The 26777-nt window shown below is 32.2% G+C and carries 28 protein-coding genes; 19 read left to right on the forward strand and 9 right to left on the reverse strand.

The window, feature by feature from the left end; all coding sequences use genetic code 11:
* Positions 1 to 139: 139 nt before the first annotated feature.
* The 3 genes from Q0829_RS09475 to Q0829_RS09485 form a co-directional block, all read right to left on the reverse strand.
* Positions 140 to 3256 carry a hypothetical protein gene (locus Q0829_RS09475; RefSeq protein WP_298541928.1) on the reverse strand — a complete coding sequence of 1039 codons (3117 nt, stop codon included), beginning with the start codon at positions 3254 to 3256 and terminating at the stop codon, positions 140 to 142.
* Positions 3257 to 3526: 270 nt separating this feature from the next.
* Positions 3527 to 5389 (reverse strand): tetratricopeptide repeat protein, encoded by a 1863-nt coding sequence (locus Q0829_RS09480; protein WP_298541929.1) that lies wholly within the window; start codon positions 5387 to 5389, stop codon positions 3527 to 3529.
* Between the two features lie 116 nt (positions 5390 to 5505).
* Positions 5506 to 7179, reverse strand: coding sequence for a tetratricopeptide repeat protein (locus Q0829_RS09485; protein WP_298541930.1), 1674 nt, complete (start codon positions 7177 to 7179; stop codon positions 5506 to 5508).
* Positions 7180 to 7363: 184 nt separating this feature from the next.
* Between Q0829_RS09485 and Q0829_RS09490 the strand changes: the two genes are divergently transcribed.
* From Q0829_RS09490 to Q0829_RS09525, 8 genes are all read left to right on the forward strand, one after another.
* Positions 7364 to 8146, forward strand: coding sequence for a hypothetical protein (locus Q0829_RS09490; protein ID WP_298541931.1), 783 nt, complete (start codon positions 7364 to 7366; stop codon positions 8144 to 8146).
* A complete protein-coding gene (locus Q0829_RS09495; RefSeq protein ID WP_298541932.1) occupies positions 8143 to 8760 on the forward strand; it encodes a glycoside hydrolase family 19 protein in 618 nt (205 codons plus the stop codon). The genes Q0829_RS09490 and Q0829_RS09495 overlap by 4 nt, the downstream gene beginning before the upstream one ends.
* A gap of 64 nt (positions 8761 to 8824) precedes the next feature.
* The gene (locus Q0829_RS09500; protein WP_298541933.1) at positions 8825 to 9766 is read left to right on the forward strand and encodes a 2-hydroxyacid dehydrogenase; all 942 of its coding nucleotides are present in this window, start codon (positions 8825 to 8827) and stop codon (positions 9764 to 9766) included.
* Entirely contained in the window at positions 9760 to 10380 is a 621-nt protein-coding gene (locus Q0829_RS09505) for a hypothetical protein (RefSeq protein WP_298541934.1), read from the forward strand. The genes Q0829_RS09500 and Q0829_RS09505 overlap by 7 nt, the downstream gene beginning before the upstream one ends.
* A 25-nt stretch (positions 10381 to 10405) precedes the next feature.
* On the forward strand, positions 10406 to 10822 hold the full coding sequence (locus tag Q0829_RS09510; RefSeq protein WP_298541935.1) for a response regulator transcription factor: 417 nt from the start codon (positions 10406 to 10408) through the stop codon (positions 10820 to 10822).
* 148 nt (positions 10823 to 10970) lie between these two features.
* Positions 10971 to 11492, forward strand: coding sequence for a DUF4199 domain-containing protein (locus tag Q0829_RS09515; RefSeq protein WP_298541936.1), 522 nt, complete (start codon positions 10971 to 10973; stop codon positions 11490 to 11492).
* Between the two features lie 11 nt (positions 11493 to 11503).
* Positions 11504 to 11962: a DUF1801 domain-containing protein gene (locus tag Q0829_RS09520; protein WP_298541937.1), complete on the forward strand. Its 459-nt coding sequence runs from the start codon at positions 11504 to 11506 to the stop codon at positions 11960 to 11962.
* A 68-nt stretch (positions 11963 to 12030) separates the two neighbouring features.
* Entirely contained in the window at positions 12031 to 12414 is a 384-nt protein-coding gene (locus Q0829_RS09525) for a VOC family protein (RefSeq protein WP_091411717.1), read from the forward strand.
* On the opposite strand, the gene Q0829_RS09530 is transcribed toward Q0829_RS09525, so the two are convergent.
* Positions 12409 to 13353, reverse strand: a complete 945-nt coding sequence (locus Q0829_RS09530; RefSeq protein WP_298541938.1) for a hypothetical protein — start codon at positions 13351 to 13353, stop codon at positions 12409 to 12411. The two genes, Q0829_RS09525 and Q0829_RS09530, sit on opposite strands and share 6 nt — an antisense overlap.
* A gap of 126 nt (positions 13354 to 13479) precedes the next feature.
* Here Q0829_RS09530 and Q0829_RS09535 point away from each other — a divergent pair, with 126 nt between their 5' ends.
* The 6 genes from Q0829_RS09535 to Q0829_RS09560 all read left to right on the forward strand — a co-directional run bounded on the left by Q0829_RS09535 (position 13480) and on the right by Q0829_RS09560 (position 16426).
* Complete coding sequence (locus tag Q0829_RS09535; RefSeq protein WP_298541939.1) at positions 13480 to 13980, forward strand: MarR family transcriptional regulator; 501 nt, start codon at positions 13480 to 13482, stop codon at positions 13978 to 13980.
* 141 nt (positions 13981 to 14121) lie between these two features.
* Positions 14122 to 14508, forward strand: coding sequence for a TM2 domain-containing protein (locus tag Q0829_RS09540; protein WP_298541940.1), 387 nt, complete (start codon positions 14122 to 14124; stop codon positions 14506 to 14508).
* A gap of 84 nt (positions 14509 to 14592) precedes the next feature.
* A complete protein-coding gene (locus tag Q0829_RS09545; protein WP_298541941.1) occupies positions 14593 to 14916 on the forward strand; it encodes a metalloregulator ArsR/SmtB family transcription factor in 324 nt (107 codons plus the stop codon).
* Between the two features lie 33 nt (positions 14917 to 14949).
* Positions 14950 to 15435, forward strand: a complete 486-nt coding sequence (locus Q0829_RS09550; RefSeq protein ID WP_298541942.1) for a DUF6428 family protein — start codon at positions 14950 to 14952, stop codon at positions 15433 to 15435.
* Positions 15436 to 15948, forward strand: a complete 513-nt coding sequence (locus Q0829_RS09555; protein ID WP_298541943.1) for a GNAT family N-acetyltransferase — start codon at positions 15436 to 15438, stop codon at positions 15946 to 15948.
* Positions 15949 to 16000: 52 nt separating this feature from the next.
* Positions 16001 to 16426: an arsenate reductase ArsC gene (locus tag Q0829_RS09560; RefSeq protein ID WP_298542802.1), complete on the forward strand. Its 426-nt coding sequence runs from the start codon at positions 16001 to 16003 to the stop codon at positions 16424 to 16426.
* A gap of 24 nt (positions 16427 to 16450) precedes the next feature.
* Here the strand turns inward: Q0829_RS09560 and Q0829_RS09565 are convergent, their stop codons facing one another.
* From Q0829_RS09565 to Q0829_RS09580, 4 genes are all read right to left on the reverse strand, one after another.
* Positions 16451 to 17455 carry a mechanosensitive ion channel family protein gene (locus Q0829_RS09565; RefSeq protein WP_298541944.1) on the reverse strand — a complete coding sequence of 335 codons (1005 nt, stop codon included), beginning with the start codon at positions 17453 to 17455 and terminating at the stop codon, positions 16451 to 16453.
* A 319-nt stretch (positions 17456 to 17774) separates the two neighbouring features.
* On the reverse strand, positions 17775 to 19583 hold the full coding sequence (locus tag Q0829_RS09570; protein WP_298541945.1) for a lysophospholipid acyltransferase family protein: 1809 nt from the start codon (positions 19581 to 19583) through the stop codon (positions 17775 to 17777).
* Positions 19584 to 19636: 53 nt separating this feature from the next.
* Positions 19637 to 20890, reverse strand: coding sequence for an aspartate kinase (locus Q0829_RS09575; protein ID WP_298541946.1), 1254 nt, complete (start codon positions 20888 to 20890; stop codon positions 19637 to 19639).
* Positions 20891 to 20934: 44 nt separating this feature from the next.
* On the reverse strand, positions 20935 to 21414 hold the full coding sequence (locus Q0829_RS09580) for a GNAT family N-acetyltransferase (RefSeq protein WP_298541947.1): 480 nt from the start codon (positions 21412 to 21414) through the stop codon (positions 20935 to 20937).
* 176 nt (positions 21415 to 21590) lie between these two features.
* On the opposite strand from Q0829_RS09580, the gene fbp reads away from it, so the two are divergent.
* The 5 genes from fbp to Q0829_RS09605 all read left to right on the forward strand — a co-directional run bounded on the left by fbp (position 21591) and on the right by Q0829_RS09605 (position 26124).
* Positions 21591 to 22598, forward strand: coding sequence for a class 1 fructose-bisphosphatase (fbp, locus tag Q0829_RS09585; protein WP_298541948.1), 1008 nt, complete (start codon positions 21591 to 21593; stop codon positions 22596 to 22598).
* Positions 22599 to 22907: 309 nt separating this feature from the next.
* Positions 22908 to 23261: a fructose 1,6-bisphosphatase gene (locus Q0829_RS09590; protein ID WP_298541949.1), complete on the forward strand. Its 354-nt coding sequence runs from the start codon at positions 22908 to 22910 to the stop codon at positions 23259 to 23261.
* A gap of 17 nt (positions 23262 to 23278) precedes the next feature.
* Positions 23279 to 24103 (forward strand): cell envelope biogenesis protein OmpA, encoded by an 825-nt coding sequence (locus Q0829_RS09595; RefSeq protein ID WP_298541950.1) that lies wholly within the window; start codon positions 23279 to 23281, stop codon positions 24101 to 24103.
* Positions 24090 to 24581 carry a Rab family GTPase gene (locus tag Q0829_RS09600; RefSeq protein ID WP_298541951.1) on the forward strand — a complete coding sequence of 164 codons (492 nt, stop codon included), beginning with the start codon at positions 24090 to 24092 and terminating at the stop codon, positions 24579 to 24581. Before Q0829_RS09595 ends, Q0829_RS09600 begins: the two co-directional genes overlap by 14 nt.
* A 4-nt stretch (positions 24582 to 24585) precedes the next feature.
* On the forward strand, positions 24586 to 26124 hold the full coding sequence (locus Q0829_RS09605; RefSeq protein WP_298541952.1) for an ATP-binding protein: 1539 nt from the start codon (positions 24586 to 24588) through the stop codon (positions 26122 to 26124).
* Between the two features lie 41 nt (positions 26125 to 26165).
* On the opposite strand, the gene Q0829_RS09610 is transcribed toward Q0829_RS09605, so the two are convergent.
* Positions 26166 to 26597, reverse strand: coding sequence for a TerB family tellurite resistance protein (locus Q0829_RS09610; protein WP_298542805.1), 432 nt, complete (start codon positions 26595 to 26597; stop codon positions 26166 to 26168).
* Positions 26598 to 26777 lie beyond the last annotated feature (180 nt).

Raw genomic sequence — 26777 nt, forward strand, 5'->3', positions numbered from 1 at the left:
TTTCATTTTTGAAATTCATTAGTATTGACCCGGACAAAAACCGGACAACTTACTATTTATCATATTAAATAATTGATTTTCAATTATTTAAATTATTACTCGAATTAAAAATTGCTTTTTTAGATTATCTAATAATTAGTTATTCTATAACCATACGTTTGGTATCCACTTTGTGATTCTCTACATACAATGTGTAATAGTAAATTCCAGAAGCAAGACCATCACTATTAATATCTAATTCTGCATCTCCTCTATCAGATAATTCAATAGTTGATATCACTTTACCACTTCCGTCACTAAATACCATTGATCCTTTATCCACTCCTATAGGTAAATAGTATTTGATCGAAGAAGTTCCATTAAAAGGATTAGGGATATTTTGAAATAATTTAGGAGTTCTTGAAGCATCAGCAGGCAAATCCTCCACACCAAGTGGCTGACATGAACAGTCTTCCAATGCTTGAACACGTGCCAATATATCTGCCATCTGTGTTTGTAAACTAGCCACCTCATTTTGAGCTACACTTAGATCAGATTGTAAAGTTGAAACCAGCGGTGCCAAATCTACAGAAACAGAAGCTCCATTTTCTATCTCTATAGTAAGATCATTGCCTACTAGGGTTGCTGATGTAAGATTTTGTGCATCTGTATTTACATAGGAAGATAGATCAACTGTATTTCCATTACTAATACTAAGCGCATTGCTGTTCAACTGCAAGGTTTGGTTATCTGTTCCAGATCCATCTTGTAAATCAGACAAATCAATAGTATTTGCGCTTCCCGAAATGCTTAATACGGTTCCATTCAAAGAAAGTGCCTGTGCATCGGTGTTATCCAGATATCCAGATAAATCAACACTAGTCGCATCATTTGATAAACTCAAGGTATTGTTTGACAGCTCTAAATCTTGGTCATCCGTATTATCTAAATATCCTGATAAATCCACTGTAGATGAATTTCCTGAAATACTCAACGTATTTGTTGATAATGAAATTGATTGTGTATCGGTATTATCTAAATAACTCGATAAATCTACTGTAGTTCCATCGTTTGTTAAACTCAATATATTTCCAGACAAATCTAAATCCTGATTATCTGTATTGTCTAAATAATTAGAAAGATCAACAGTCGAAGCATTACCAGAAATGCTTAAGGTATTGGTAGCTAAAGATATGCTCTGTGCATCTGTATTATCTAAATAACTCGATAAATCTACTGTAGTTCCATCGTTTGTTAAGCTCAATATATTTCCAGATAAATCTAAATCCTGATTATCCGTATTGTCTAAGTATCTTAATAAAGACACGGTTTTTGAACTCTCTCCATCACTTTCTAAAGATAAGTTTAATGTATTACCTACCAATGTAAACGTATCCACCCTTTGATCATCCGTATTATCCAAATATCCAGAAAGATCTACCGTTGAAGCATTTCCAGAAATACTTAAGGTATTAGTAGCTAATGAAATTGCCTGTTCATCAGTATTATCCAAATATGTAGATAAATCAACATGGGTAGCATCATTGGATAAACTCAAGATATTATCAGACAGTTCTAAATCTTGATTATCCGTATTATCCAAATAACCTGATAAATCCACTGTAGAAACATTACCTGTAATACTTAGCGTATTGGTAGACAATGAAATTGCCTGTGCATCGGTATTATCCATATATCCGGATAAATCTACATTTTTAGTATCCTCTGCATCATCTTGTATAGACAATTGTAAGTTATTTCCATCAAGTTGAAAAACATCAATGATTTGATTGTCAGTATCCGTATCAATATCTTGAGTAGAATTTATCCAGTCCGTACCATTCCATACAAAAATAGAAGTTAAATCAGTATCATAAACCATCAATCCAGCATCTATAGGTGTAAGTGCATTACCACTAGCAGCAGACGTTTCCATCGCAGTACGTTGTACTGTGGTTACTCTATTGATCAAAAAACCTTTATCTGTATCAGCCAATTCTAAAGAAGCATTTTGATTTGCAGATACGGTGCCAATACCTACACTCATTCTATTTGTACTTGTATTGCCGCCTAAAGCCATAGTATTTGCAGTTGTTACATCCACGTCATATCCTATCGCTGCTGCATATGGTTTAGAAGTACTACTTTGAGAACCTATAGTTATTGATCCAGTATTTCCTGTGGCACTTGCTTGATTACCTATAACCACCTGATCATTTCCAAACACAGATATTTCTGCTCCAATAAAAACATTTCTATGATTTATGGTATTTGCTAAGTTTCCATTATCTATAAAATCAGCTTTCCATCCCATACCTACGTTGTCTGAACCTTCTCTATTCGTCCCTCCGGTTAATGCTCCTACATAAGTATTTCTATTGGCATTAGTTGAAGATCTAGTACGATTATTATCAAAACCTGCAGCATATCCTAAAAACGTATTACCATCACCAAATTCATTATTAGATCCAGAACCATATCCTAAAAAAGTATTCGCAAAACCATCTTCATTATCGGCTCCGGCTCCAGAACCAATAAAAGTATTAGCCTCTCCAGTTGTATTGTCTTCTCCAACCGCATTTGAGTAGACATCAAAATAGTATGTCACTCCATCACCTAAAGAACTAGGCACGGAATTATTTCCTTCTCCTCCAACAAAAGTATTACCTCTTGCCGTGGTATTTTCTACTCCAGCTCTACTCCCCACAAAACAGTTATCAGAACCTGTGGTTAGATTATATCCTGCATCTTCCCCTATAATCACATTATCACCACCAGTTGTTAATGAATACCCTGCTTGTTCACCAATAATTACACTATCAAATCCGCTAGTTAAGGACAATCCTGCCTCAGCACCAATAACTACGTTATCAGTTCCAGATGCAGTACGTGCTACAAATTTACCGATGTATACATTATCAACACCGGATGTGATTTGATCTCCTGCAAAAGCACCAATAATAATATTATCCGTATTAGAGCTTGTCTGATTCAAATTATAAGCAGCACCTGCCATTGGACCAATAAATATATTATAACTAGCTCTATCTACAGAAGCTCCGGCTCCAGAACCTAAAAAAAGATTCCAATCTCCAGTAGTCAAAGAAGAACCTGGTGCAAAAGTTTGCGTTCCATCATATGGAGCAGGAGTATTAGTGGTTGTAGATTCAGTAGGAGTTACTGTACCTCCCGCCACATAGTTTTGCGTTTGGGCTTTTAGAATTAAGCAATTTCCAACAAATAAAGTGAATACTAGTACGTGTAGTTTTCTTATCATATAAGGGGCTTTTAAAAAAGTTGTAGCAAATAAATCAATTTGTTTTAAAAATTGAATTAAAAAACACCGGACAAAAACCGGACATTTTCAATAAACAACTGTTTTACAAATCATTAAAACAATAAAGCTCTAAAAAATCTATTGATTATTTACAGCTGCAATAATACATGTTTTAAGATTTCTTTAAGAATTTTAACAGTGACAAAAAGTGGCAAAACTAATAAATACAAGATTCTACCGGTAAAAAAAGCGAATTTTACAAGAATTGCATTAGGATGCTTCTAAATACTCCAAAATAGATGCACCTTTGGGAGCATTAATTTTTTTACGAAGACGAGAACGGCTTCTTGTAACACTATCCTGAGAAATGGCTAACATATTAGCAATCTCATTAGTGCTTAAATCCAGTTTTTCCATGGCTAACAAACGTTCTTCAGATTTTGTAAGATCATAGCTTTTCTTTTTTAAATCAGAAAAGAAGGCAGGATAGACCATTGTAAATTTATGTTTGAACGTATACCAATCATCCGGAGTAAGAATTCTAATAGTTGACAAATCCTGAAGTTTTTGTGCATTTTGTTTTTCACCCAATTCATTTTTTAATTCTTCCAACTCCTTTGTCAATGCTTCTTGTACTTTACTTTTATTTAGTAACTGTGCGGTAAACTCTTTTAATTCCTTTTTACTTTGAGCAATTTTATCAGATAGCATTTCTCTTTTACGTTTTCCACTTTGCCAGATATAATAACTAATTGCTCCAGCGATAATAATGATAGCCAATAATGCAACCCATAATACCCTTTGTTTTCCTTCTTCAATTTGTTTATCCTTTTCCAGAATCTCAATTTCTGTCTTTTTCTTAAAGATTTCAGTATCTTTTCGTTCCGTCTCAAAAAGGGATTGATAGTATAAAAATGTATTTGTTTTTATTTCAGAATTGCGCTTTTCTTTTGCTTCTACGTATTGTGATAAATGTGTATATGCATTTTTATAATCTCGTTGAATTGCGAAGACTTCTGCTATTTTTTTTTCTGCCTTTGTATTTAAGTTGACATCACCAACATTTTCTTTTTTTGCCAATAATTTCTCTAATTGAGATTGTGCTTTTGCATATTCTTTTGTTTTTAGGTAGTAATCGGCACTCCCCAATAGCAAAGAGGTTTCATTATATTCTGGAGCACTACTTGACAATCGATATTTTTCTGCTTCTTCCAAATGAAACTTTGCTTTTTCTAAATCTTCTTTATGCAGATAGTAATCAATATATAACTTATGTGGCTGTATCATTAACTCACTTTTATCCGCATCATCAGGAAGTGCTTTTAAACTTGTCTTTAATGAATCTGTATATTTTTTACATATTTCGTATTCTTTTTTGTAGCAATAGTCACTGGCCAATTGAGCATACGCATAAGAAATTGCAAAAGCATTTTTTATACTTTTAGCATGCGTAAGTACTTTTTCTCTTTCGGCAATAGATTTGTCACGAAAACCATTTCTTCCGTATAGTCCTGCTAACTCATTTATGGTATAATTAGCGTATTGAGCATCTCCCAAAACATCATATAACTCGTATGCTTTTTCAAAACTTTGCACTGCTTTGGTAAAATCTCTTTGATTTGTATATACTTGGCCTGCAAAATAGTAGGCATCTGCTGCAAAAATCGAATCTCCAGATTTCATAAAGAATGTTGCTGAAGTATTATAATCAGTGACTGCTTTTTCTAGTTGTTCTAAATTAAAGTAAGCAGCTCCTCTTTTTAATAACAAATGAGCTTCAGATTTTTTGGTGGTGAATCTAGATTTTTCTTCTAATAACTCTTCAACTACATAAATAGTAGAATCTGGTTGGTTATTAGTAATATACTTCTGAGCTATAAATCGGGTTTTTGAAGCTGCCATATCATAATCATCCATCTTTTTTGCCAAGGTAATAACCCGATCTAAATACGTGTACTGATCCGGATGATTGGCTCGTATCATCGCATCACTTAAAGTATCCAAAATTGCCAGTCGTATTTGATCAGAAGATACTTCTTTTAATCTTATCTGTAGACTATCGATTTTAGTTTGCGAAAAAACAGGAAATGAAATACATAAAAATAAAAATACTAAGGGGATATTTTTTTTCATGGTTAAGGGGTATTTGTACAAAAAAAGTTAAAAAATAATAGTAATCCTCATTTTTACGGTAACAAAAAGTGGTAAAATCAATAAATAGATCCTTTTGACCGTAAAACAAGAGCGTTTTATAAGGATTGTATAAACTGCTCTAGTTCTTCTTTGGCAGAAAGCCCTATTTTTTTACGAATACGATAACGAACCGATTTAATCGCATCTTGAGAAGAGTTACGAATTGTCATGATCTCTTTGATCGATAAATTTAATCGTAGTAATGCACATATCTCACGTTCAGTTTTCGTAAGCTCAGGATATAACTTTAAAAGTTTGGTTTCAAATCCTTGGTTCACTTCACTTATTTTATGTTGTACACTGGTGAGTTTACCTTCAGTGTTTATTTGGGATTTTAATTCTTTGGTCAAAGATATTAATGAGGCTTTCAGTTCTTCAGGTTTTTTTTCTGTTAATTCCTTTTTCAACTGATCTAATAATTCCTCTTTAAAATTCAATCGCATCGTATTATCAGCTACCAATCGTTTGATTTCTTCTTCTTTGACTACAATTTTTTGATCTAGTAATTCTTTTTGAGCCTTTTCTTTTTCCAGTTTTTCTGCGATAATGCTTGCTTTACTTTTATAATTACGGCGGACTAAAAAGGTAATTACTAATGTTGCTATGACAGATATAATAAAAAGCACTAAATAGAGCCATTTTTTTGAAGATTCAGCTTTTGCCAATAACGATACTTCTCTTTTTTCTTGGACAAATATCAAACTATCTGCTAGTTTTTCACGGTTGAACTTATAATTTAGTTCCAGAGCCTGGATTTTTTTTACGTTTTCAACATTATAAATCGAATCGGAATGTCTGTTAAACGTACGATAATTGTCATATGCTTCTTTGTAATCTCCTATCTGAGCGTATAGATAACTTTTTCTAAGATATGCTTTTGCTATACGTGGTCTAAATTTTTCTCTAATTGCTATGTGTAATGAGGAATCGGCATACTTAAGAGATTTATCATATTCTTTGATTTTTTTGTAAATATTAGAAACATTGTAATACGCCGTACATAAAGAATATACTTTTTCAATTTTTTTAGCATAATCAATATTCTCAAATCCTAACCTAAGCGCTTCTTTAATATCTCCTTGTTCCCTATACAAAACCCCTAAGTTATTATTCACTCTCTGCACATCATCTGTACTATTAATCGTTAGAAATAACAATTTTGCACGATTATAACAAATCATAGCAGAATCTAATTGTTCAGTTTGTCGATACGAAACTCCCATCATATTATAACCAGCCGCAATACCATGTGTATCTTTAAGAGATTCTTTAATTTCTATGGACTTTTTGTATAGTGTAATTGCTTTGGCATGTGCTTTTTGATATCGATACATCATACCCATATTATGATATACGTCGGAGAGATGCCAAATATCCTTTTCTGATTCATAGATTTCTTTGGCTTTCAGATAAAAGTCAAGAGCTTCAGGATACATCCCTTCTCTGCGGTTAATTACGCCTTTTACTACGTACGCTTTAGCTAATTGTTGTTGATTTGGTTTTTTATTTCCTGAATATATTATTTCCAGCGCCTCATCAACGAGTTGTTCCGTTAAACTAAAGTCTCTATCATATTGCAGTTCTGCCAATGCTAGTAATGCATTTATTTTTATGGAGTCTGTCTCAGCTAGTTTAACTTCTTTTTGCAAACGGACTAAGGTAGAATCTGCTTCCTGAGCAAAGGAGAATAAAGGCAAGAAGAGAATAAGGGAGATTAAATAATAATTCATGGTACACAAACTTACTAATAAAGTTTTGAAAACATTCTTAAACACTACAAATTGGAAATTTCATCTACGTTTAACTAAAGTAGCATTTTAAAAACCAAAAAACACGTATAAATACTATGTTTTTTGCTGGTGTAAATTTTATAATTTTAAGGTACTAAACAATTAGTTTCAAAATCCAAAAACTATGGCTACTGCAACAGACACAAGTAAAACCACGGTCAAAACAACTAAAACAATTTCTCCAAAACCAGAAGTTGTTCCAGGAATTTCTAAAGAAATTATTGATGAGTTAAGCAACGAGATAAATAATATGCTTTCATTTGCAGTTTATAATGGTATCACCATCAATACAGAGGTTAATACCCTTATCCAAAACAGCTCTGTTGATGATTTGATAAATGCCCACAATCTATTGTGCAAAAATATCGCTCCGGCAACTCCTAAATCTATTCATTATACCAAACAACTAAACCAACAAGGACAAGGTAAAACACTTTTTGCTAAACTTCCTCTTGTTAGGAACTTAATCATATTAGCACTCTTTTTTCTGACAACATTCATTATTTCCAGTTTGTCGCCAGAAGTCAATGATCAATCACTAGACAAAGGAGTTTTAAACAATGATGGAATGTCTCTTTTACTTAATCTTGGTTTTTTAGCTTCTGTATCTGGCTTAGGAGTATTATTCTATTTGTTAAAAAATGTAAGTAGTTCGGCAAAAAACAGCACCTTAGTTCCTGAAGATACTATATATTATGTAGCAATGATCATATTAGGTGTCATTGCTGGTTTAATTTCTTCGGAAATTATCTCATTCTATAAAACAGATCCAAACGATATCAATCTATTTAATAAAAGTGTATTAGCTCTTATTGGTGGATTTTCTTCAGATGCTATTTTTAGCATTTTACAAGGTATTATCGATAGAATCAAAGCAATTTTTATCCCTTCAAGCTCAGCATCATGATTACAGAAGAAAATTTTAAAACTTTAATTCCAGATGTAAACTGGAAGTACGCTAGTAAATATGTGTCTTTATTTGATACCGTATTGCCAAAATATGATATTAATACTTCATTAAGAAAAGCACATTTTCTTGCTCAAGTCGCTCATGAGAGTGGTGGTTTTAAATTCGTATCAGAAAATTTAAACTATTCTTCAAAAGCGCTATATGGAGTTTTCAGAAAATACTTTCCTACATTAGAAGCTGCAAATCTCTATGCTCGACAGCCAGAAAAAATTGCTAATAAAGTATATGCAAACAGAATGGGTAATGGAACAGAATCTAGTGGTGATGGATGGAAATATAGAGGAAGAGGTTTGATACAATTAACGGGGAAATCAAACTATCAAGCTCTTTCTACTGCTACCAATCAGGATTTTATATCCAATCCAGATCAAGTTTCTAATCCAGAGTGGGCATTGACTTCTGCTTGCTGGTATTGGCAAAAAAGAAACATCAACAAATATGCTGATACTGATGACATTCATATGGTCACTAAACTTATTAATGGTGGATATAATGGATTACAAAGCCGACAACATTTCTTAGAAGAATTTAAAAAACTATATAAGTTATAATTGTACTGTCCTTAAAAACATTTCATCTTTTATTGGTTATTTTTGAAATACCAATACGCAAATCATGAAAATACTTCATATAGATGCCAATCATCCATTGCTAATGCATCAACTAGGTGACCTAGGTTTTGAAAACGAAGAAGATTATACTTCGACCAAATCAGAAATCGAAGCAAAAATCAACCAATATCAAGGTGTTATTATCCGAAGCCGTTTTAAAATAGATCAAACTTTTTTAGATCAGGCAAAAAATCTAAAATTTATTGGTCGTGTAGGCGCAGGATTAGAAAGCATAGACACTGAATACGCAGAAAAAAAAGGAATCAAACTTTTTTCTGCTCCCGAAGGAAATCGTAATGCTGTGGGAGAACATGCACTAGGAATGATCCTATCGCTATTCAATAAATTAAACACGGCAGATCATCAGGTAAGAAATGGACAATGGAATCGCGAAGAAAATCGAGGTATAGAACTCGATCTAAAAACAGTTGGTATTATTGGCTATGGAAATATGGGAAAAGCCTTTGCTCGTAAACTTAGAGGTTTTGATGTAGAAGTGATCTGTTATGATATAAAACCAGATGTAGAAAATAGTGACGCTACTCAGGTATCACTAGATGAACTTTTCAATAAAACAGATGTCTTGAGTCTACATACACCTTGGACACCATTGACAGATAAAATGATAAATGCACAGTTTATTAATAAATTCAAGAAACCTTTTTGGTTTATTAATACCGCCAGAGGAAACAGTGTAGTGACTAAAGATTTGGTAGAAGCACTAAAATCCGAAAAGATCTTAGGAGCCGGATTAGATGTGTTAGAGTATGAAAAATCTTCTTTTGAGAATTTGTTTACATCAGAAAAAGAGATGCCAGAACCTCTAAAAGAACTATTACAATTAGACAATGTGATATTAAGCCCTCATATTGCCGGTTGGACCATTGAGTCCAAAGAAAAACTGGCACAAACCATTGTAGATAAAATCAAAGCCGAATTTTGTTAAAAGAAGTTTTTATATCACTCGTTTCTGCATATTCTGAAGATAACGAATATGTTACTTCTTTATGGAATGAAATCGCTGAAAATCATAGTAAGAAAAGTCGATATTATCATAACCTATCTCATCTGGAAAACCTATATCAAAACTTACTTTTTATAAAAGAAGAAATTTCTGATTGGGATATCACATTATTTGCATTATTCTATCACGACTTTGAATATAATGTTTTAAAAAAAGACAATGAAGATCAAAGCGCCAAAAAAGCTATTGAAGTATTACATTATTTATCTATTGCATCAGAAAGAATTGAACTTTGTAAAAACATGATTTTGGCTACGCAAGGGCATCAAGTCTCAGAGAACACAGATATCAATTATTTCACTGATGCTGACCTTTCCATTTTAGGAAGTAAGTGGGAAGAATACGAAGTCTATTTCAAAAATGTAAGAAAAGAATATAAATACTATCCCAATTTCATGTATAATAAAGGTCGAATTAAAGTATTAAAACATTTTATCGATATGCCCAGGATCTTTAAAACTGAACATTTTTATAATACCTTAGAAAATAAGGCTAAAAATAATCTTCAGCAAGAAATCAATTTACTTTCTAAATAAACTTCAGTTTTGTTACATTTATCTTGTGAAGAAAACCATTTTAATATTCGGTGCTTTAGTTTTAGCATTATTGACACTTTTTCAGTTAAGCACATACAGCCTTGTTTCTAGTAACACATCCATAGAAGTTATTATTGCAGGAATCGCTATTGTCTTTTTTGTAATTGGAGTTCTTATTAACAAAAAAGTATTACATAAAGACAAAGATACTACCAGAGAAATAGATCACAAAAAAATAAAATCCATAGGACTTAGCAAAAGAGAATATGAAGTGTTATGCGAAATAGCTTTAGGATTATCAAATAAAGAGATTGCAGAAAAGCTTTTTGTTTCAGAAAGCACCATAAAAACTCACGTATCTAACGTATTAGTCAAATTAGATGCAAAACGTAGAACACAAGCAATACAAATTGCTAAAGAACTTCAGATCATCAATTTTTAAAAAGGTTTAGCACAAAAGTGTTATACAATTTATGCATCTTGGATGGATGAGTTGTTTTTGTGATAACATGGTAATTTCATACTTTAGTATGAGTCGTTTTTTGATTTTCAAAAGTACTTTTGATCTAAACTTTTAAATAAACATACAAATGAAAAATACTGTTTTACGTTATGGAATATATGGTGCAATAACTATATCTGTACTATTCTTACTAGCATTGTTTTTAGGTAAGAATTTATCATACGGCTTACAGGAGGTTATTGGCTATACTACCATGGTAGTGTCTTTAATTTTCGTCTTTTTTGGGATAAAACATTATCGAGATAAGGAAAATAACGGAGTCGTATCTTTTGGAAAAGCACTAGCAATAGGTGTGCTCATTTCTCTATTTGCTGCAATTGCATTTGGACTTCTGGATGTGATTTATATAAAATATATCAATCCCGATTTTACCACAGAATACTACACGCGCATGGTTGAACAACTATCAAGCTCTCTTCCTGAAGCAGAATATAAGATAAAACTAGCCGAATTAGAAGCTCAAAAAGAAATGTTCTCCAGTCCATTGATGAATTTTTTATTAATGTCGGCAACTGTACTTATCATAGGATTTATAATTTCACTAATTTCTGGGCTCATTCTACAACGAAAACCATCAACTACTAATTAAAAACCAACAGTATGCAATACAAAGCCAATACACCAGATGAATATATTGAGGCCATTCCTGAAGAACGTAAAGAAGTAATGCAAAACCTTAGACAGGTTATTTTAGATAATTTGCCAAAAGGATTTTCTGAAGTAATTAGTTACGGCATGATCGGTTATGTAGTTCCACATGAACTATATCCCGACGGATATCATTGCGACCCAAAATTACCATTACCTTTCATGAATATTGCTTCTCAGAAAAATTTTATTGCCGTGTATCACTCTGGAATTTATGCCGATAAAAAAATAATGGATTGGTTTGTAGGAGAATATCCAAAATATGTAAAAACAAAATTAGACATGGGAAAAAGTTGTATTCGTTTTAAAAAAATTGATCAAATTCCTTTACAATTGATCGGCGAGCTAGCTACCAAAATGACTACGCAAGAATGGATAGATACCTATGAGTCCGTTGTAAAAAACAAATAACAAAACTCGTTGTGTTCATTATGATATTTTTATTCAAAATGAACAACGAATAAATAAATATTTTACATATGAAAAGAGTAACAGGATTAGGTGGTTTTTTTTTCAAAACAAAAGACCCTAAAACAACAAAAGAATGGTATGGTAAGCATTTAGGATTACCTGTTGATGACTATGGATGTACTTTCTGGTGGAAAGACAAAGACGGTAATGATTGTTCTACACAATGGAGCCCGTTTAAAGAAGACACCAACTATTTTTCTCCTAGTAAGAAGGAGTTCATGATGAATTTTCGAGTAGAAAATCTAGTAGAACTCCTAAAAGTGTTAAAGGAAGAAGGAGTAAAAATAGTTGGCGAAATCGAAGAATACGAATACGGAAAATTCGGATGGATCTTAGATCCCGAAGGCAATAAGATTGAACTATGGGAACCCATAGATAAGGCATTTTTATAAACTTACATCTCCAGATTTTATCATATCTATCGCTGTTTTCCATATATTATAGTGATCGCTATCGGTTTCGATAACCTGAACATTTTTTGATCGAAGAAAATCCAACTCATAAGAAGTAGGAACACCTACGTTTCTATCCTTATTTCCATAGAAAAAAGTAATGTTAGACAAATTCTTATCTTTCAATAACTTTGTATAATCATGTTGCCCTAGAGCGGCCTTCAGAAGGTTTTTTGCTGTTCTTATTTTGAAATACTTTCTAGGGCGATTTGGATTAGGAGGTCTATTCTCGTCAGGTATCCAAAGTGATTTACCATCTTCTTCAAAAATTGTGTTGATATCTTTGAGCTGATAAACCGTTTGGAGAGAATCCGCTTTAAATCTTCCTCCGGTTATAATATATTTATCCGCTAAAGATGGATAGTTGGCAAGGTAATTTGGAATTACAAATGCACTATACGAATGTCCCACAACAACAACATATTTGCCACGATCCTTAAAATATTTAATCGAGCGATACATCATTTCAGAAGTATTAGCGGTTTCTTTTTGAGCCATATCCAGGGTAAATTCATCTTCCCAATTAAAAATTTCTTTATTGTATGTAGTAGCTTGATGTAAATTTACATTGTAATAATTTTTAAAATTAGGCAAATACGCCATGGCTATCTTACCATTGAATTCATAATCTAACAGATTTTTAGGTCCTCCGTCTCCAAGAATAAGAACTGTATCCTTTTCTATGGAACCTTCTGCTAACCACAACTTAGTCGTGTCTTTGGATAATACTGTTGGAGCGTAATTATGTTTTATTGGCTTCTTATGCTGTAGGATCGTATTTTCTGCAATACTATTTTCATTACTGGTCTTAGAAAATTCACATCCCAAAATTAAAAAAGTACATGCTGCTCCAAATAAGTAAAAAGTGATATGCTTCATTGTTTTACATTTTAAAGGTTAAAAGTATCTCAATATTAAGATACTTTACAAATCTATATAAAATATCTTAATATTGAGATATATTTTGTAATTTTATTTCTGAAAAACAACTAATTACGTTTATACATGATAAAAAAAGACATCATTGATCATTTAATTTCCGACTGGAAAAATCAGCGCCCGGAACTAGATCCATCTGCTATGGAAATAGTGGGGAGAGTTATGCAACTTGGTAAAAAATTAGAAAAAAGTGCTGGTGTTGCTTTAAAAGATAGTGGTATTTATTACACAGATTTAGATGTATTAGCCACTTTAAGACGCTCTGGGAAACCTTATCTCTTAACACCCAAACAATTACGCGAATCGGTATTGGTAACATCCGGAGCTATGACAGCATTATTAGGGAGATTAGAAAAAATGGAACTCGTTTATCGTTCTCCAGATCCAAAAGATGGACGTATTAAGGCCGCTGCCCTCACAAAAAAAGGAATTGCCATAATTGATAAAGCTATCGAAGTTCGTTTTGCAGAAGCTAGTCAAGCTGTTAATGGTCTTTCGGAAAAAGAGCGAAAGCAACTTATTCCATTACTTAAAAAACTATTGTTTACAGTAACCAGCACCACATAACTCTCCATTAGAGAAATCATTTAATAACAAAATTAATAAGAATACACTATTTATATTACGTTACCTTTTTATAATCATTCTACACAATCATATTTTTTTGTAACTTTCTACACACTAATCAATTGTATATAAAACATAAATATGAGTGAAGAAAACAACAATCTAGGTGACGATTTGAAAAAAGGAGCCGAAGAAGCAGCAGAAACTGTAAAAGAAAGTGCTAAAGAGTTTACTGAAGAAGCAAAACAATTTGTTGATTCTAAGGATAATAAAAAAGTACTAGCAGGTATTCTGGCAATTTTATTAGGGAGTTTAGGGATACATAAATTTATCTTAGGATATCAAAAAGAAGGTTTTATTCTATTAGGAATTTCTCTTGCGGCTTATCTCCTATCATGTTTAGCGGTTGGATTACTTTTTATTTGGGTACCTAGTCTTATCGGGTTAATAGAAGGAATCATCTATCTAACCAAATCAGATGAAGAATTCTATCAAACCTACCAAGTAGGGAAAAAACCTTGGTTCTAAAAACATCTAAAAAGCTAGATTATTATTATCTAGCTTTTTTATTTCATTTTAACATCGTAATATTGCGATATTAAAATATAAATTATGGGTATTACCAAAACTCAAATTTTTGATCAAAGACAAAATGAGCTAGCTCAGCTCTTTAAAATATTAGGTCATCCTGCTCGAATTGCCATATTGCAATACATAAGTAAACAAGATGCCTGCATATGTAATGATCTAGTGGAAGAAATTGGCTTAGCACAAGCTACCATATCTCAACACCTAAAAGAATTAAAAAGTATTGGATTGTTAAAAGGAGAGATAGAAGGAAAAAGCATGTGCTATTGCATCAACATTGATAAATGGAATGAATTACAACAAAACCTAAACTCATTTTTTAATACTACAAAACAAAATTGCTGTTAGAACTAACAAGAAATTAATTATAATACGAACCTTATGAATACATCAGAATTTATCTCATTATTGGGCGAACATCAAGATAAATCCCTACTTTTTGAATATGCTCCGGGAATGTTAGTAGGTGCTAATTATCATATCACAGAAGTTAAACATGTTTCTATTGATTCTGTAGATTGCGGAGCAGGAACAGATTCTTGGAAAGAAACAATCATTCAACTATGGGAAAGCCCAAGTGAACTAGGAAAGCGTGATTACCTAAGTGCCTATAAAGCACTAGGCATCCTCCGTAAAGTTGGAAAAATGACAGCTTATAATATGGATGCTCCAGTAAAAATTGAATACGGAAATGCTATGTTTCACACAGCGCATTTACACGTTACAGGCATTACAATTAATGAAGGACAACTAATTATAAAACTTGCTATTCAATCAACAGATTGTAAAGCCAAAGAAACCTGTGTTGTTCCAGAATCATCTGTCGTAGAAGCTACTTCTTGTGCACCAGGTAGCGGATGTTGCTAGATGAATCCTGAAATAGTAATACATCCTTTTAATCAATCCGATTGGTCTGATATCTCCCGAATTTACAAGGAAGGAATTGCAACAGGTATGGCCACTTTTGAAACCGAGGTTCCTGATTGGAATCAATGGGATCAATCGCATATTAAATCCTGCAGATTAAAAGCAGTTATCAACAATCAAATTGTAGGTTGGGCAGCTTTAGCACCTACTTCGAAAAGAGATGTATATAAAGGTGTTGTAGAAGTTAGCATTTACATAACATCAAAGTCTCGAAATTTAGGTATAGGAAAGTTACTTTTGGCAAAACTTATTGAGGAGAGTGAACAAAAAGGATTCTGGACATTACAAGCTGGAATCTTTAGTAATAATATGGCTAGTATAAAATTACACACCTCTTTAGGATTCAGGATTATCGGATATCGGGAAAAAATAGGTAAACTAAAAGAAATCTGGTATGACAATACCATTTTAGAGCGAAGAAGTAAACTATCTCAGGGACAAGTCTCGGAGTAATTAAATCTCGATTATCGAGTAAAAAAAAATATATAACCACAAAAACATCACAATAATGAACATTTTAGTACTATGTACAGGAAATTCTTGCAGAAGTCAGATGGCAGAAGGCTATCTCAAACATTTTGCGAAAAACAATGCAACCATTTATAGTGCAGGAGTCGAAACTCACGGGGTAAATCCGAAGGCTATTTCGATCATGAAAGAAGATGGAATTGATATTTCTAATCATACTTCTAACAATCTTGAAGAATATTTGGACATTAACTTTGATTTTATCTTAACCGTTTGCGATAATGCAAAAGAAAGGTGTCCATTCTTTCCTGGAAAGGCAGAACGTTTGCATTACAACTTTTTTGACCCATCAAAAGTAGAAGGATCCGAAGAAGAGATACACGCAGCGTTCACTAAAACAAGAAATCAAATAAAAGAATACTGTAAGAATTTTGTAAATAAAAGCATTCTACAAACTACATAAGAAAATCAACATTTTAGAAACGACTTATTTTTGGATCTTAAATCCAGGTTTACTATAATTTTCGGGAATATTAGACGACGGAACGGCTAATTCATTTCCATCTCTTACTGCATGGTAATGAGGAGATAAAATCTCTATTCCTGCCTGGTGCAATTCGTTTTTGATATTTTCATGAAGTATTGAATAAATTCTTGCTGATTTTTCAGGATTTTTAGTGTATACGTTCAACTCATAATTCACATAAAAATCATCTAAACTCTTAATCAAAACAAAAGGTACGGGCTCAGCCAATATCTGGTCCGTATTTTTTGCTCCTTGTTTTAATGCTTCTATTACTTCATTACTAGACACATCATACCCAATCGTAACTGAAGTATGCAAGATAACACCCACATCCTCGGAGGCGTTTTTAGTAAAATTAATAATATGATTTCCTAAAATCGAAGAGTTAGGAATTGTAACATCCAAATTCTTGATAGTTCGGATCCTAGTGACCAATAAACTTCTCTCTGTCACATCACCTATAGTGTTTCCTATCTCTACTCTATCACCCACCTTAAATGGTCTCATATATGTAATCACTACACCTGCAACAATATTTGATATCGCAGAAGTAGAACCCAAAGAAAATAAAATACCAAAGAAAATTGATAATCCTTTAAAAGCAGGAGAATCAGAACCTGGTATATACGGAAAAACAATAATAAGGGCAAAAGCAATAATAAACACTCGTAATAAATTAAAAGTAGGTCTTGCCCAATCCGCATGAAAGCCATCTAATCTAACCGCTTCTTTTTCAAGTTCCGCAGTAACATATTTTAAAAACCTAATAAGGTATTTGGTAACAAAAAAGATGACAACAATAAAAAACAAGTTAGGTATAAAACCAATTAAACCTTCATATAAAAAAAGTAACGGTTTCTTTATATATCCTAAGACAACATCAGCATATTCTTTTGTTTGGGGAACTAAGCTAAACAGAAAAGGAAGGTAGAATACTAAAAAAATGAAGATAATCGTAATTTTCAATAAACGTATTACAAATGAGAGAATATGCCTCTCTCTTCTGGGAGTAATAAATCTAAAGAGTTGAGAAAACTTTGTTTTCCTAAAGAAAATATTATTCTCTAATTTGCTTATTTTACTCTGCAACCATTTAAAAAGCTTTTTATTTAGAAATAGAAATAATATTAAGCCTAATAATGCAATAGAAAAATAGATATATTGTATCAACACAGTTCGATATTTTAATCTTCAAATTAGGAAAATATATCAGTATCTAAAAAAAATAAAAGAGGAAAAAAAGGGAATATTACGATTAACTACAGAAAAAAACTATCAATTACATCTACTTATCGCCATTCTTAAAGTATTTCTGCTCCAGTTCCGCCTGAAACTCTTCCATAACAGGTTTTACTGTGCTATCAGGAAGATCCGCTATACGAATATACATCAGACCATCTACGGCGTTATTAAATAATGGATCTACATTAAATGCCACCACTTTTGCATTTTGCTTGATATATTTTTTTATTAAAACAGGTATACGAAGACTTCCTGGTTCAATTTCATCAATAATTTTATCGAATTTATTGAGATCGCTTCTACTCTCATCAAATACAAAATCCTTATCAGCATCTTTAAGTTTTACCTTGAATTCTTTTTTCGGTCTAACATATTGCGCCACATACGGATCATAATAATGAGACTTCATAAACTCAATCATCAATGATTTAGAGAAATTACTAAACTTATTACTAATGCTTACTCCTCCAATTAAATATTTATGATCAGGAAAACGGAGTGTACAATGTACAATACCTTTCCAAAGTAAAAACAAAGGCATTGGACGTTGTTGGTATTCTTTAATAATAAAAGCTCTACCCATTTCAATAGATTCGTTCATCATTTTATGAAGCTCCGGTTCGAACCTAAATAGATCTTGTAAATAAAACCCATCAATACCAAAGTTAGCATAGATTTCATTACCCATTCCCATGCGATAAGCACCTGCTATCTTCTTTGCGCCCATATCCCATAAAAACATATGATGATAATAATCATCAAATGGATCTAAATCGATGGATTGATTCGTTCCTTCTCCTATTTCTCGAAAAGTAATTTCACGTAATCTACCTATTTCATGTACAATGTTAGGAATGCTTTCTTTTTTTGCGAGAAAAACTTCGTAATTTTTACTCGATAATAAACGCTTATCATTATTACGACAATATTCTAATTCGGATTCGATAGAATTAATACTTCCACCAGAGGCAATTTCCTTTGGAGATTTTGGAAGCTTTAAATTTTGAGGTATAGACTCCATCAAGGTCTTTTTCTCATAAGGATTGGCCAGCATATAGGTTTTTTTACGTAAAAAATTGGTAAAATCTTCTATATTACAATACTCTTCCTGATCCTTAACAGATACTGGATTACCTATTCTAACCTTTATTACTCTGTTTTCTTGCGAAAAAAGTTCACTTGGTAATTTAGCTGTTCGCAATGTGTCATTTATCGATGCCAGTTTATAAAAAAGTCTACTGTTTCTAGCATGAAAGTATATTGGAATTACGGGAACTTTTGCTTTTTTCACAAGTCTCATTGCTCCTGGCTCCCAGGGTTTATCTACATAATGTTTACCTTCTCTAAAAGTCGACACCTCACCGGCTGGGAAAATTCCTAACGGCATTCCTTCTTTTAAGTGTAAGATTGCTTCTCTAATTCCTTTAAGACTTGACTTCGCTTCCTTTCTATTTTCGAAAGGATTTACCGGCATTATATATTGTTTTAAAGGCGTAAAATTATGCAATAGGAAATTTGCAATAATTTTATAATCTGAGCGATGTTCCAGCATTAGTTTAAGGAGAAGAATCCCATCCAATCCGCCTAAAGGATGATTAGACAACGTAATAAAAGCGCCATTTTTAGGGAGTCTTCTAAGATCCTCTGGTGGAATCTCGAAAGTAACTCCGTACATATCCAAGACACTATTTACAAATTCTTTACCTTCTAAATGACTAATACTATCATATTGGCGATTAATCTTTGATAACCTAGTGGTTTTAAGTATCATCCACCCAACAAAAGTGCCAATAAAGCCTAGTTTATCTAATTTAAGCCCTTTGGCTACTTCTTTTGAGGTGACTACCGCCATTAAATACGTTTTGTGCTAACTACAAATATAACAAAATCATTCAATAGGGCATCTTACTGTTTTGCAACCATTTGATAGGTTTCTTTTGTACTTTGTTTAAGCAAAATATCCTTGTTTTCTTCTAAAGATTGTATTGCTTCTTCATCAAAGTGTCTAATTGTATATAAAGAGACATTTTTTTCATATACAACGCTAAATTTTGCCTTTAAATGAGGCAACAATTTTTCGAAACTATTAAACTTATCATCCAGACAAACAGAAAAGCTTATTGCCGAATTCTGGATAAGATCTACTTTTAAATGATACCTATGGAAAAGACTAAAAATTTCACTTATATTATCTTCCACAATGAAAGAAAAATCTAGTGAAGAAAGTGACAACAGTATCTGATCTTTTTTAACAATAAAACAAGGTATGTGAGGTACTAGTCTTTGCCCTTTTTTAACCGAAGTTCCATCATCTAGTGGATGAATAAATGATTTAACATAAAGAGGGATCTCTTTTCTTTGTAATGGTTGTAAGGTTTTTGGGTGAATCACTGAAGCTCCATAAAAGGCTAATTCTATAGCCTCTTCATATGATATTTGAGAAAGTAACTTTGTTTCCTTAAAAACCCTTGGATCTCCATTAAGTACTCCTGGAACATCTTTCCAGATAGATACACTATTGGCATTTGTACAATAAGCAAAAATCCCAGCACTATAATCACTACCTTCTCTGCCTAATGTAGTAGTAAAATTATTAGTATCGGATGCTATAAAACCTTGTGTTATAGTCAACCCTTTTTTATTCACCTTTTCGGTAATGCTTTGTTGAGTTACCTCCCAGTTAACCGTCGCATCGCGATAGATATCATCCGTCTTGATAACTTCTCTGGCATCCAGCCATTGATTTGCATATCCTTCTTTTGACAAATATTCACTAACAATCGTGGTAGAAATTAATTCTCCATAGCAGACTATCTGGTCATATACATAATCATACTGTACAGACTTATTTCTCTTTAGTGTTGTTTCCATATCCGAAATAAGTGAATTGACCTTCTCAAACACTGGATGTTGTTTATTTTCGAAAAGATCCTTCAGTATTTCGATATGATACTTTTTTATGAAATCTATGGAGTTCTTAAGCTCTTTATTTTTGTTTAAATAATAACCTACAATAGTCTCCATGGCATTGGTGGTTTTACCCATTGCAGAAACGATAATTACTATATTAGAATTACCTACTTTTTGCAATACATTGATTACATTTTTTACACCTTTAGCATCTTTTACAGATGCTCCACCAAACTTAAAAACTCTCATGAACATACTAATTTAATGATCAACTCAAATTCTGGAGACCATTATTAAATTTTTGAAACGAATTCATTCAATCCTTGCTCATCCATTTGAACAACCTGCCATCCTTCTAGAATTTTAGCACCACTTTTTAAGTAAAAATCAACTGCTGGTTTATTCCAATCTAAAACATTCCATTCTACTCTTTTTACTCCTTTTTCTTTTCCATATAACATCACTCTTTTGTAAAGTGCCATTCCAACACCGATTCCTCGCATAGATTCTCTAACAATTAGGTCTTCAAGATGTACTGTTCTTCCCTTCCAGGTAGAAAATCTAAAATAAACTAATGCTAAACCTATAATTTCATCCTTTGTTTCGGCAACAAAGCAATGAAACAATGGTTGCGCTCCAAAACCATCTTTGATTAAATCCTTAACTGTTACATCCACAGCATCTGGTTCTTTTTCAAAAATTGCTAATTCTTCAATAAGTGTTAGTACTTGTGGCATATCATTAGCCACAGCATCTCTAATTATATAATCCATAGGTCAAAAGTTTATCAAAACTATAAAATATGTATTAGAAACCAGACAATTTTATAATGTTATCCCAATCTAATTTAAGTTTTTACAATTCTTAAAAAAGTTTAACAAATTAGGATAGCGAAAACGTTGTAGTTATCTAAAAAATAATACTTTTGCACAAAATCAACATAACCAAGATGGCACGAAAAAACCAAACCTTAGGAGAGTTTATTATTGAAAATCAAAAAGATTTCCCTTATGCTAGTGGAGAACTTTCTCGATTAATCAATTCAATTCGTTTGGCGGCAAAAATGGTAAACCATGAAGTGAACAAAGCTGGCTTGGTTGATATTACAGGAGCGGTTGGCGAAACTAATGTTCAGGGAGAAGATCAACAAAAGCTCGATGTTCTTGCTAATGAAACTTTTATCAATACACTTACTAACCGAGAAATTGTTTGTGGAATAGCTTCTGAAGAAAACGATGATTTCATTACTATTAAAGGACAGAAAAGTGATCACAGGAATAATTATGTTGTCCTTATGGATCCATTAGACGGTAGTTCTAATATCGATGTTAATGTTTCAGTTGGGACCATCTTTTCGATTTACAGGAGAGTAACGCCAACAGGAACACCTGTGACTATTGATGACTTCCTGCAACCAGGGAATTTACAGGTTGCTGCGGGTTACATTATTTATGGGACTTCTACTATGTTGGTATACACTACAGGCCACGGTGTTAATGGTTTTACTTTAAATCCTGCTTTAGGAACTTACTATTTATCACATCCTAATATGACATTTCCTGAAGATGGCAACATTTATTCGGTAAATGAAGGTAATTATATTCATTTTCCGCAAGGAATCAAAGATTATATAAAATACTGCCAAGAAGAAAAAGAAGATCGTCCATATACTTCTAGATATATTGGATCATTAGTGAGCGATATACACCGTAATATGATCAAAGGTGGAATTTATATGTATCCAAGTACATCTAAATCTCCTAATGGAAAACTTCGTTTATTATATGAGTGTAATCCTATGGCTTTTATAGCAGAACAAGCAGGAGGATCAGCTAGTGATGGGTTCAGAAGAATTTTAGAGATCAAACCTACAGAATTACACGAACGTACTCCCTTTATTTGTGGTAGTAAAAATATGGTAAATAAAGTAGAATCTTTTATGAAAGCATCAGAGTGATTTAGTCGAATAACCAATTACTTTTTGATTACTTCTTTTCCATTTTGGATAAATCAACGGAAGGTATTTGACAAAAAAAAGAGTCAAAAATCTGTTGAATACTTTTATTTTTATTATTCTTGCAACATAGATAAAAGAAAGATTAAAAGAGCTCTCCCCATAATCATTTTAAGCTCTATGATTAAAAATCTATCTTACTCGTCATAAAAGCTAACAACATTTAACATTATTAGTGCTTAACCCTTGTTTTTAATGTTTTTATGTTAAATTTACGTATAGCTCATAGAACAACAACATAAATTAACCAAAATGGCGAAAGAAAATAAAGCTGTTGAAGAAAAAGTAGTAAACGATCCATCTTCAAAAATAGAAGCAATAAAAAATCTAATCTTCGGAGAGAATATTGCTGCTTACAATTCTGAATTCGATGCAGTAAAAAAGGATATTTCTTCTAAAAAAAAGGAGCTGGAAGATTTTATCGAAGACACAAGAAAAGAATTAAACCAGGCAATAGACAATCTTAGTACTGATATAAATATCAGGATTACAGAATTGGAGGATAATCTAGCCGATAAAGTAGAAATGCTGGATAATAAAAAAGTGGATAGAAAAACATTAGGTGATCTCCTGATCGCAATGGGAGAGAAAATCAATAAGAAGTAATCTGTCTATCCAAGGTTATGGAAGAGCAGGATAAACTTAAGATTCTTAAAGAACTTCTTCTTACTGAAGAGAAGGAGTATGCAGACTCCATTGCAAAAAAAGTCGATGAACTAAGTAAAATAGTTCATCAAAAACAAGAACTTTCTCATAAGGTAGATCCTATTATAGATGATAAATTAGAAGAGTTTGTTCAGGAAATACCCAAAACTCTGGGACCAACCATTACAGAAGCTTTAAAAGAAGAAATCAAAAATTCGCAGGATGCCGTAGTCGAAGCATTGTTTCCTATTATCGGTAAGATGATAAAGAAATATATTGCACATGAGATGAAGTTATTGAGTGAAAATATTAATAAAAAAACTCGACAAGCCTTCTCTTTTAAAAATTGGTTTAGAAGGACTAAAGCTAGAGCACAAGGAATTAGTGATGGTGACTTAGTCATCACAGATTATGCAAAACCAAGGTTGATCCAGATGTTCGTCATTGAAAAAGATTCTGGATTATTGATAGCTGATTACAGTCCTTTATCCGAAAATACTGTAGACAAAGATATGGTTGCAGGAATGTTAACTGCTATTAAAAGTTTTGTAGAAGATGCTTTTCAGGGAGGAAATCAAAACCTCGAAACAATAGAATACGAGTTATATACTATTCATGTACAAAATTTTTATTCTTATTATATCGCCGCCGTTATTTCTGGAGCATATAATATGATGTTTAAAGAGGTATTAGAAGATCAAATTATTAATTTTGCTCAACATAATATTTCAAAAAGAGATCTAGAAAATAGTGAGCTTTTTACTAAAAAATTAAAAAAACATTTTGAAGATGAAATTGTCTAAAAAAGTAGTGCTTTTAGGACACTTCGGTGTTGGAAAAACGTCTTTATTCAGGCGTTTTATCGACAACGAATTTTCTGAAGATTATAAAGTAACACTTGGTGTTCAGATAAAAAAGAAAGTAATCGAAATGCCCGATGGACGTGAACTATCTATGATCATTTGGGATACTGAAGGTCATGCGGATATAGAAGACACAAGAAAATCATATTTATTAGGATCTAATGCATTTATTTATGTATTTGATTTAACCAGAATTGATACTTATAAAGATCTTAATAAAGATCTAGCGTATCTAACTAAAAATCATCCAAAAGTAACGATTAAGGTTATTGGTAATAAATTAGATTTAGTGAATGAAAAGGAAACTATTACAAAGTTTAAAGAACAAAATATAGTTGTTGATTGTTTAACGAGTGCAAAAACCAATAAAAATGTGCAGGATTTCTTCTTAGATCTTGCCAAGGAAATAACTACCTAGTATTATGACATATCAAGAAGAAAGGTTGCTATTTAATCAAAAAACACAATGCACCATAGTTCATCATGATGGAAAAATCAAGGAAACCGATGCCAATGTATTCCAATGGAAAATAGGAACTTCCATCTATGATGCACATCCTTTTTTTGAAATATTAAAAAGCTTTATCGAAGTATTCGAGAAAGAGGAAACTACTTATAATTTTCCTTGTATTCATCTAGAAGATGGAAAAATTGAAAAAATTTGTGATATAACTATAAAGATAAACACTCAGGAAGTAGTTATTCTTTTATTCGATTATTCTACAAAATACCACGAGCTTAATAAAATAGCTCAGCAGAAAAACGAATCCATACTTAAGAGTAAAAAATTAGAACTTAAGAATCAGTACCTTCTCGAAAAAGAGAAATTTAAAAATAGTTTTATTTCCAATATAAATCATGAAATCAGAACTCCACTAACGGGGATTTTAGGATTTGTAGAAGTATTAGAAAAAACAAATTTAAATTTTGAACAAGAAGAATTAGCCAGAATCATAAAAAGGCAAAGTTTACATCTTAACGCCTTGATTGAGGATATGGTTGATATTGCTAAAATAGAATCTGGTAAAATTAAGATTGTCGAAGAACGGTTTCTATTTATTAATCTTGTAGAAGGTTTTAAAGAAACTTACGCCAAACTGGCTGAAGATAAAGAAATACAATTCGAAACCTACATTGATCCCAACATCCAGGAATATCTTATCGGAGATAGAACTCGCGTGTTTCAGATTTTAAACAACATTCTTAACAACGCTTTTAAGTTCACTGAAGAAGGTAAAGTAAGTCTTTCGGTTACTAAAAATTATCAACGTACTAACAAATTAAGTATTAGTTTTAAGATTGAAGATACCGGATTAGGGATACAGGAGGAAAACTTAGAAAATATTTTTAAAAGATTTACACGTTTTAATGAGGATAAACAAATTTCGGGCACAGGATTAGGATTAGCAATTGTAAAAGATTTGGTAGATTTATTAGGTGGAGAAATTAAAGTCACCAGTAAACCTGAACACGGAACTACTTTCGATATTAAATTACCTTTTAAGTTTGAAATAACAAAATCTTCTCCCGAAAAGAAAAAGAAAAAATATAATCTACCAGAATCTAAAAAGAAATTCAGAGTGTTACTAGTAGAAGACGAAGAAGCCACTCAGTTTTTGATTATGAAGATCCTAATCAGTCATGGTAGTTTCTTTGTCGATGTAGCTATTAATGGAGAAGAAGCTATCAGCTATCTAGAAAGAAGAAATTATGATTTAGTATTGATGGATCTAAAACTATCCAAGGTAGATGGATATCAGGCAACCCATATGATAAGAAACAACTATGGAGATAAAGTAATTTCAGAAGTTCCTATAATCGGTTTTACAGCAAAATCCACCCAAATAGAAAGAGACAAATGTCTTCGATCTGGAATGGATGATTTTATTGCTAAACCGTTTGAACAAGAAGATTTAATCTATAAAATAGTTAAACAAATAGCTAAAAAAGCCGCTTCATAAAGCGGCTTTTTTTATATAATTTATCGAAACCAGATAAAAAGTTATCGGTTCATATTTTTAATCTCATCTGCAAACGTATCTCCATCTACATTTTGATCTACTAACGATAGGGCTTTATCTACAACATACTTAGCATTATCCGATCTAAAACCTAATCCTATACATAACTTTTCTAATAATATAACTTGATCATCTCCTTTTATATTATCCGCATATACCATTCTAGCCAAATCAAAAAGTCTTTCTAGTCTTGCATCGTAACTTGTTGGAGGGTTGATAGGACGAGAAGCGTAATCTTTTAATATTTCCTTATAATCATTCTCAGAAATATTAAGATTTCGAGCTAATCGATCTAAGAAAGCTCGCTCTTCATCCGTTATTATTCCATCACTCATAGCCACTCTAACAATCGCAGCAAAATGATCTTGATTTCGTTTTTGAAAACCACTATCAAATAAATCAGATATAGACATCATGTATTTTGTTTATTTTGCCGCAAATATAACCAAACTAAACTCCTTTTAAAATATATAATTATCCTTTTTTATAATTAAAAAACTATTTTCAGGATTGATAAAGTTTCATTGCTTTGTTATAGAAAAGCACGAAATCTAATTTTCTGATATGGAAATCCTTATTTATTTCAATATTTT

The sequence above is a fragment of the uncultured Aquimarina sp. genome, assembly GCF_947492405.1.
Taxonomy (GTDB): Bacteria; Bacteroidota; Bacteroidia; order Flavobacteriales; family Flavobacteriaceae; genus Aquimarina.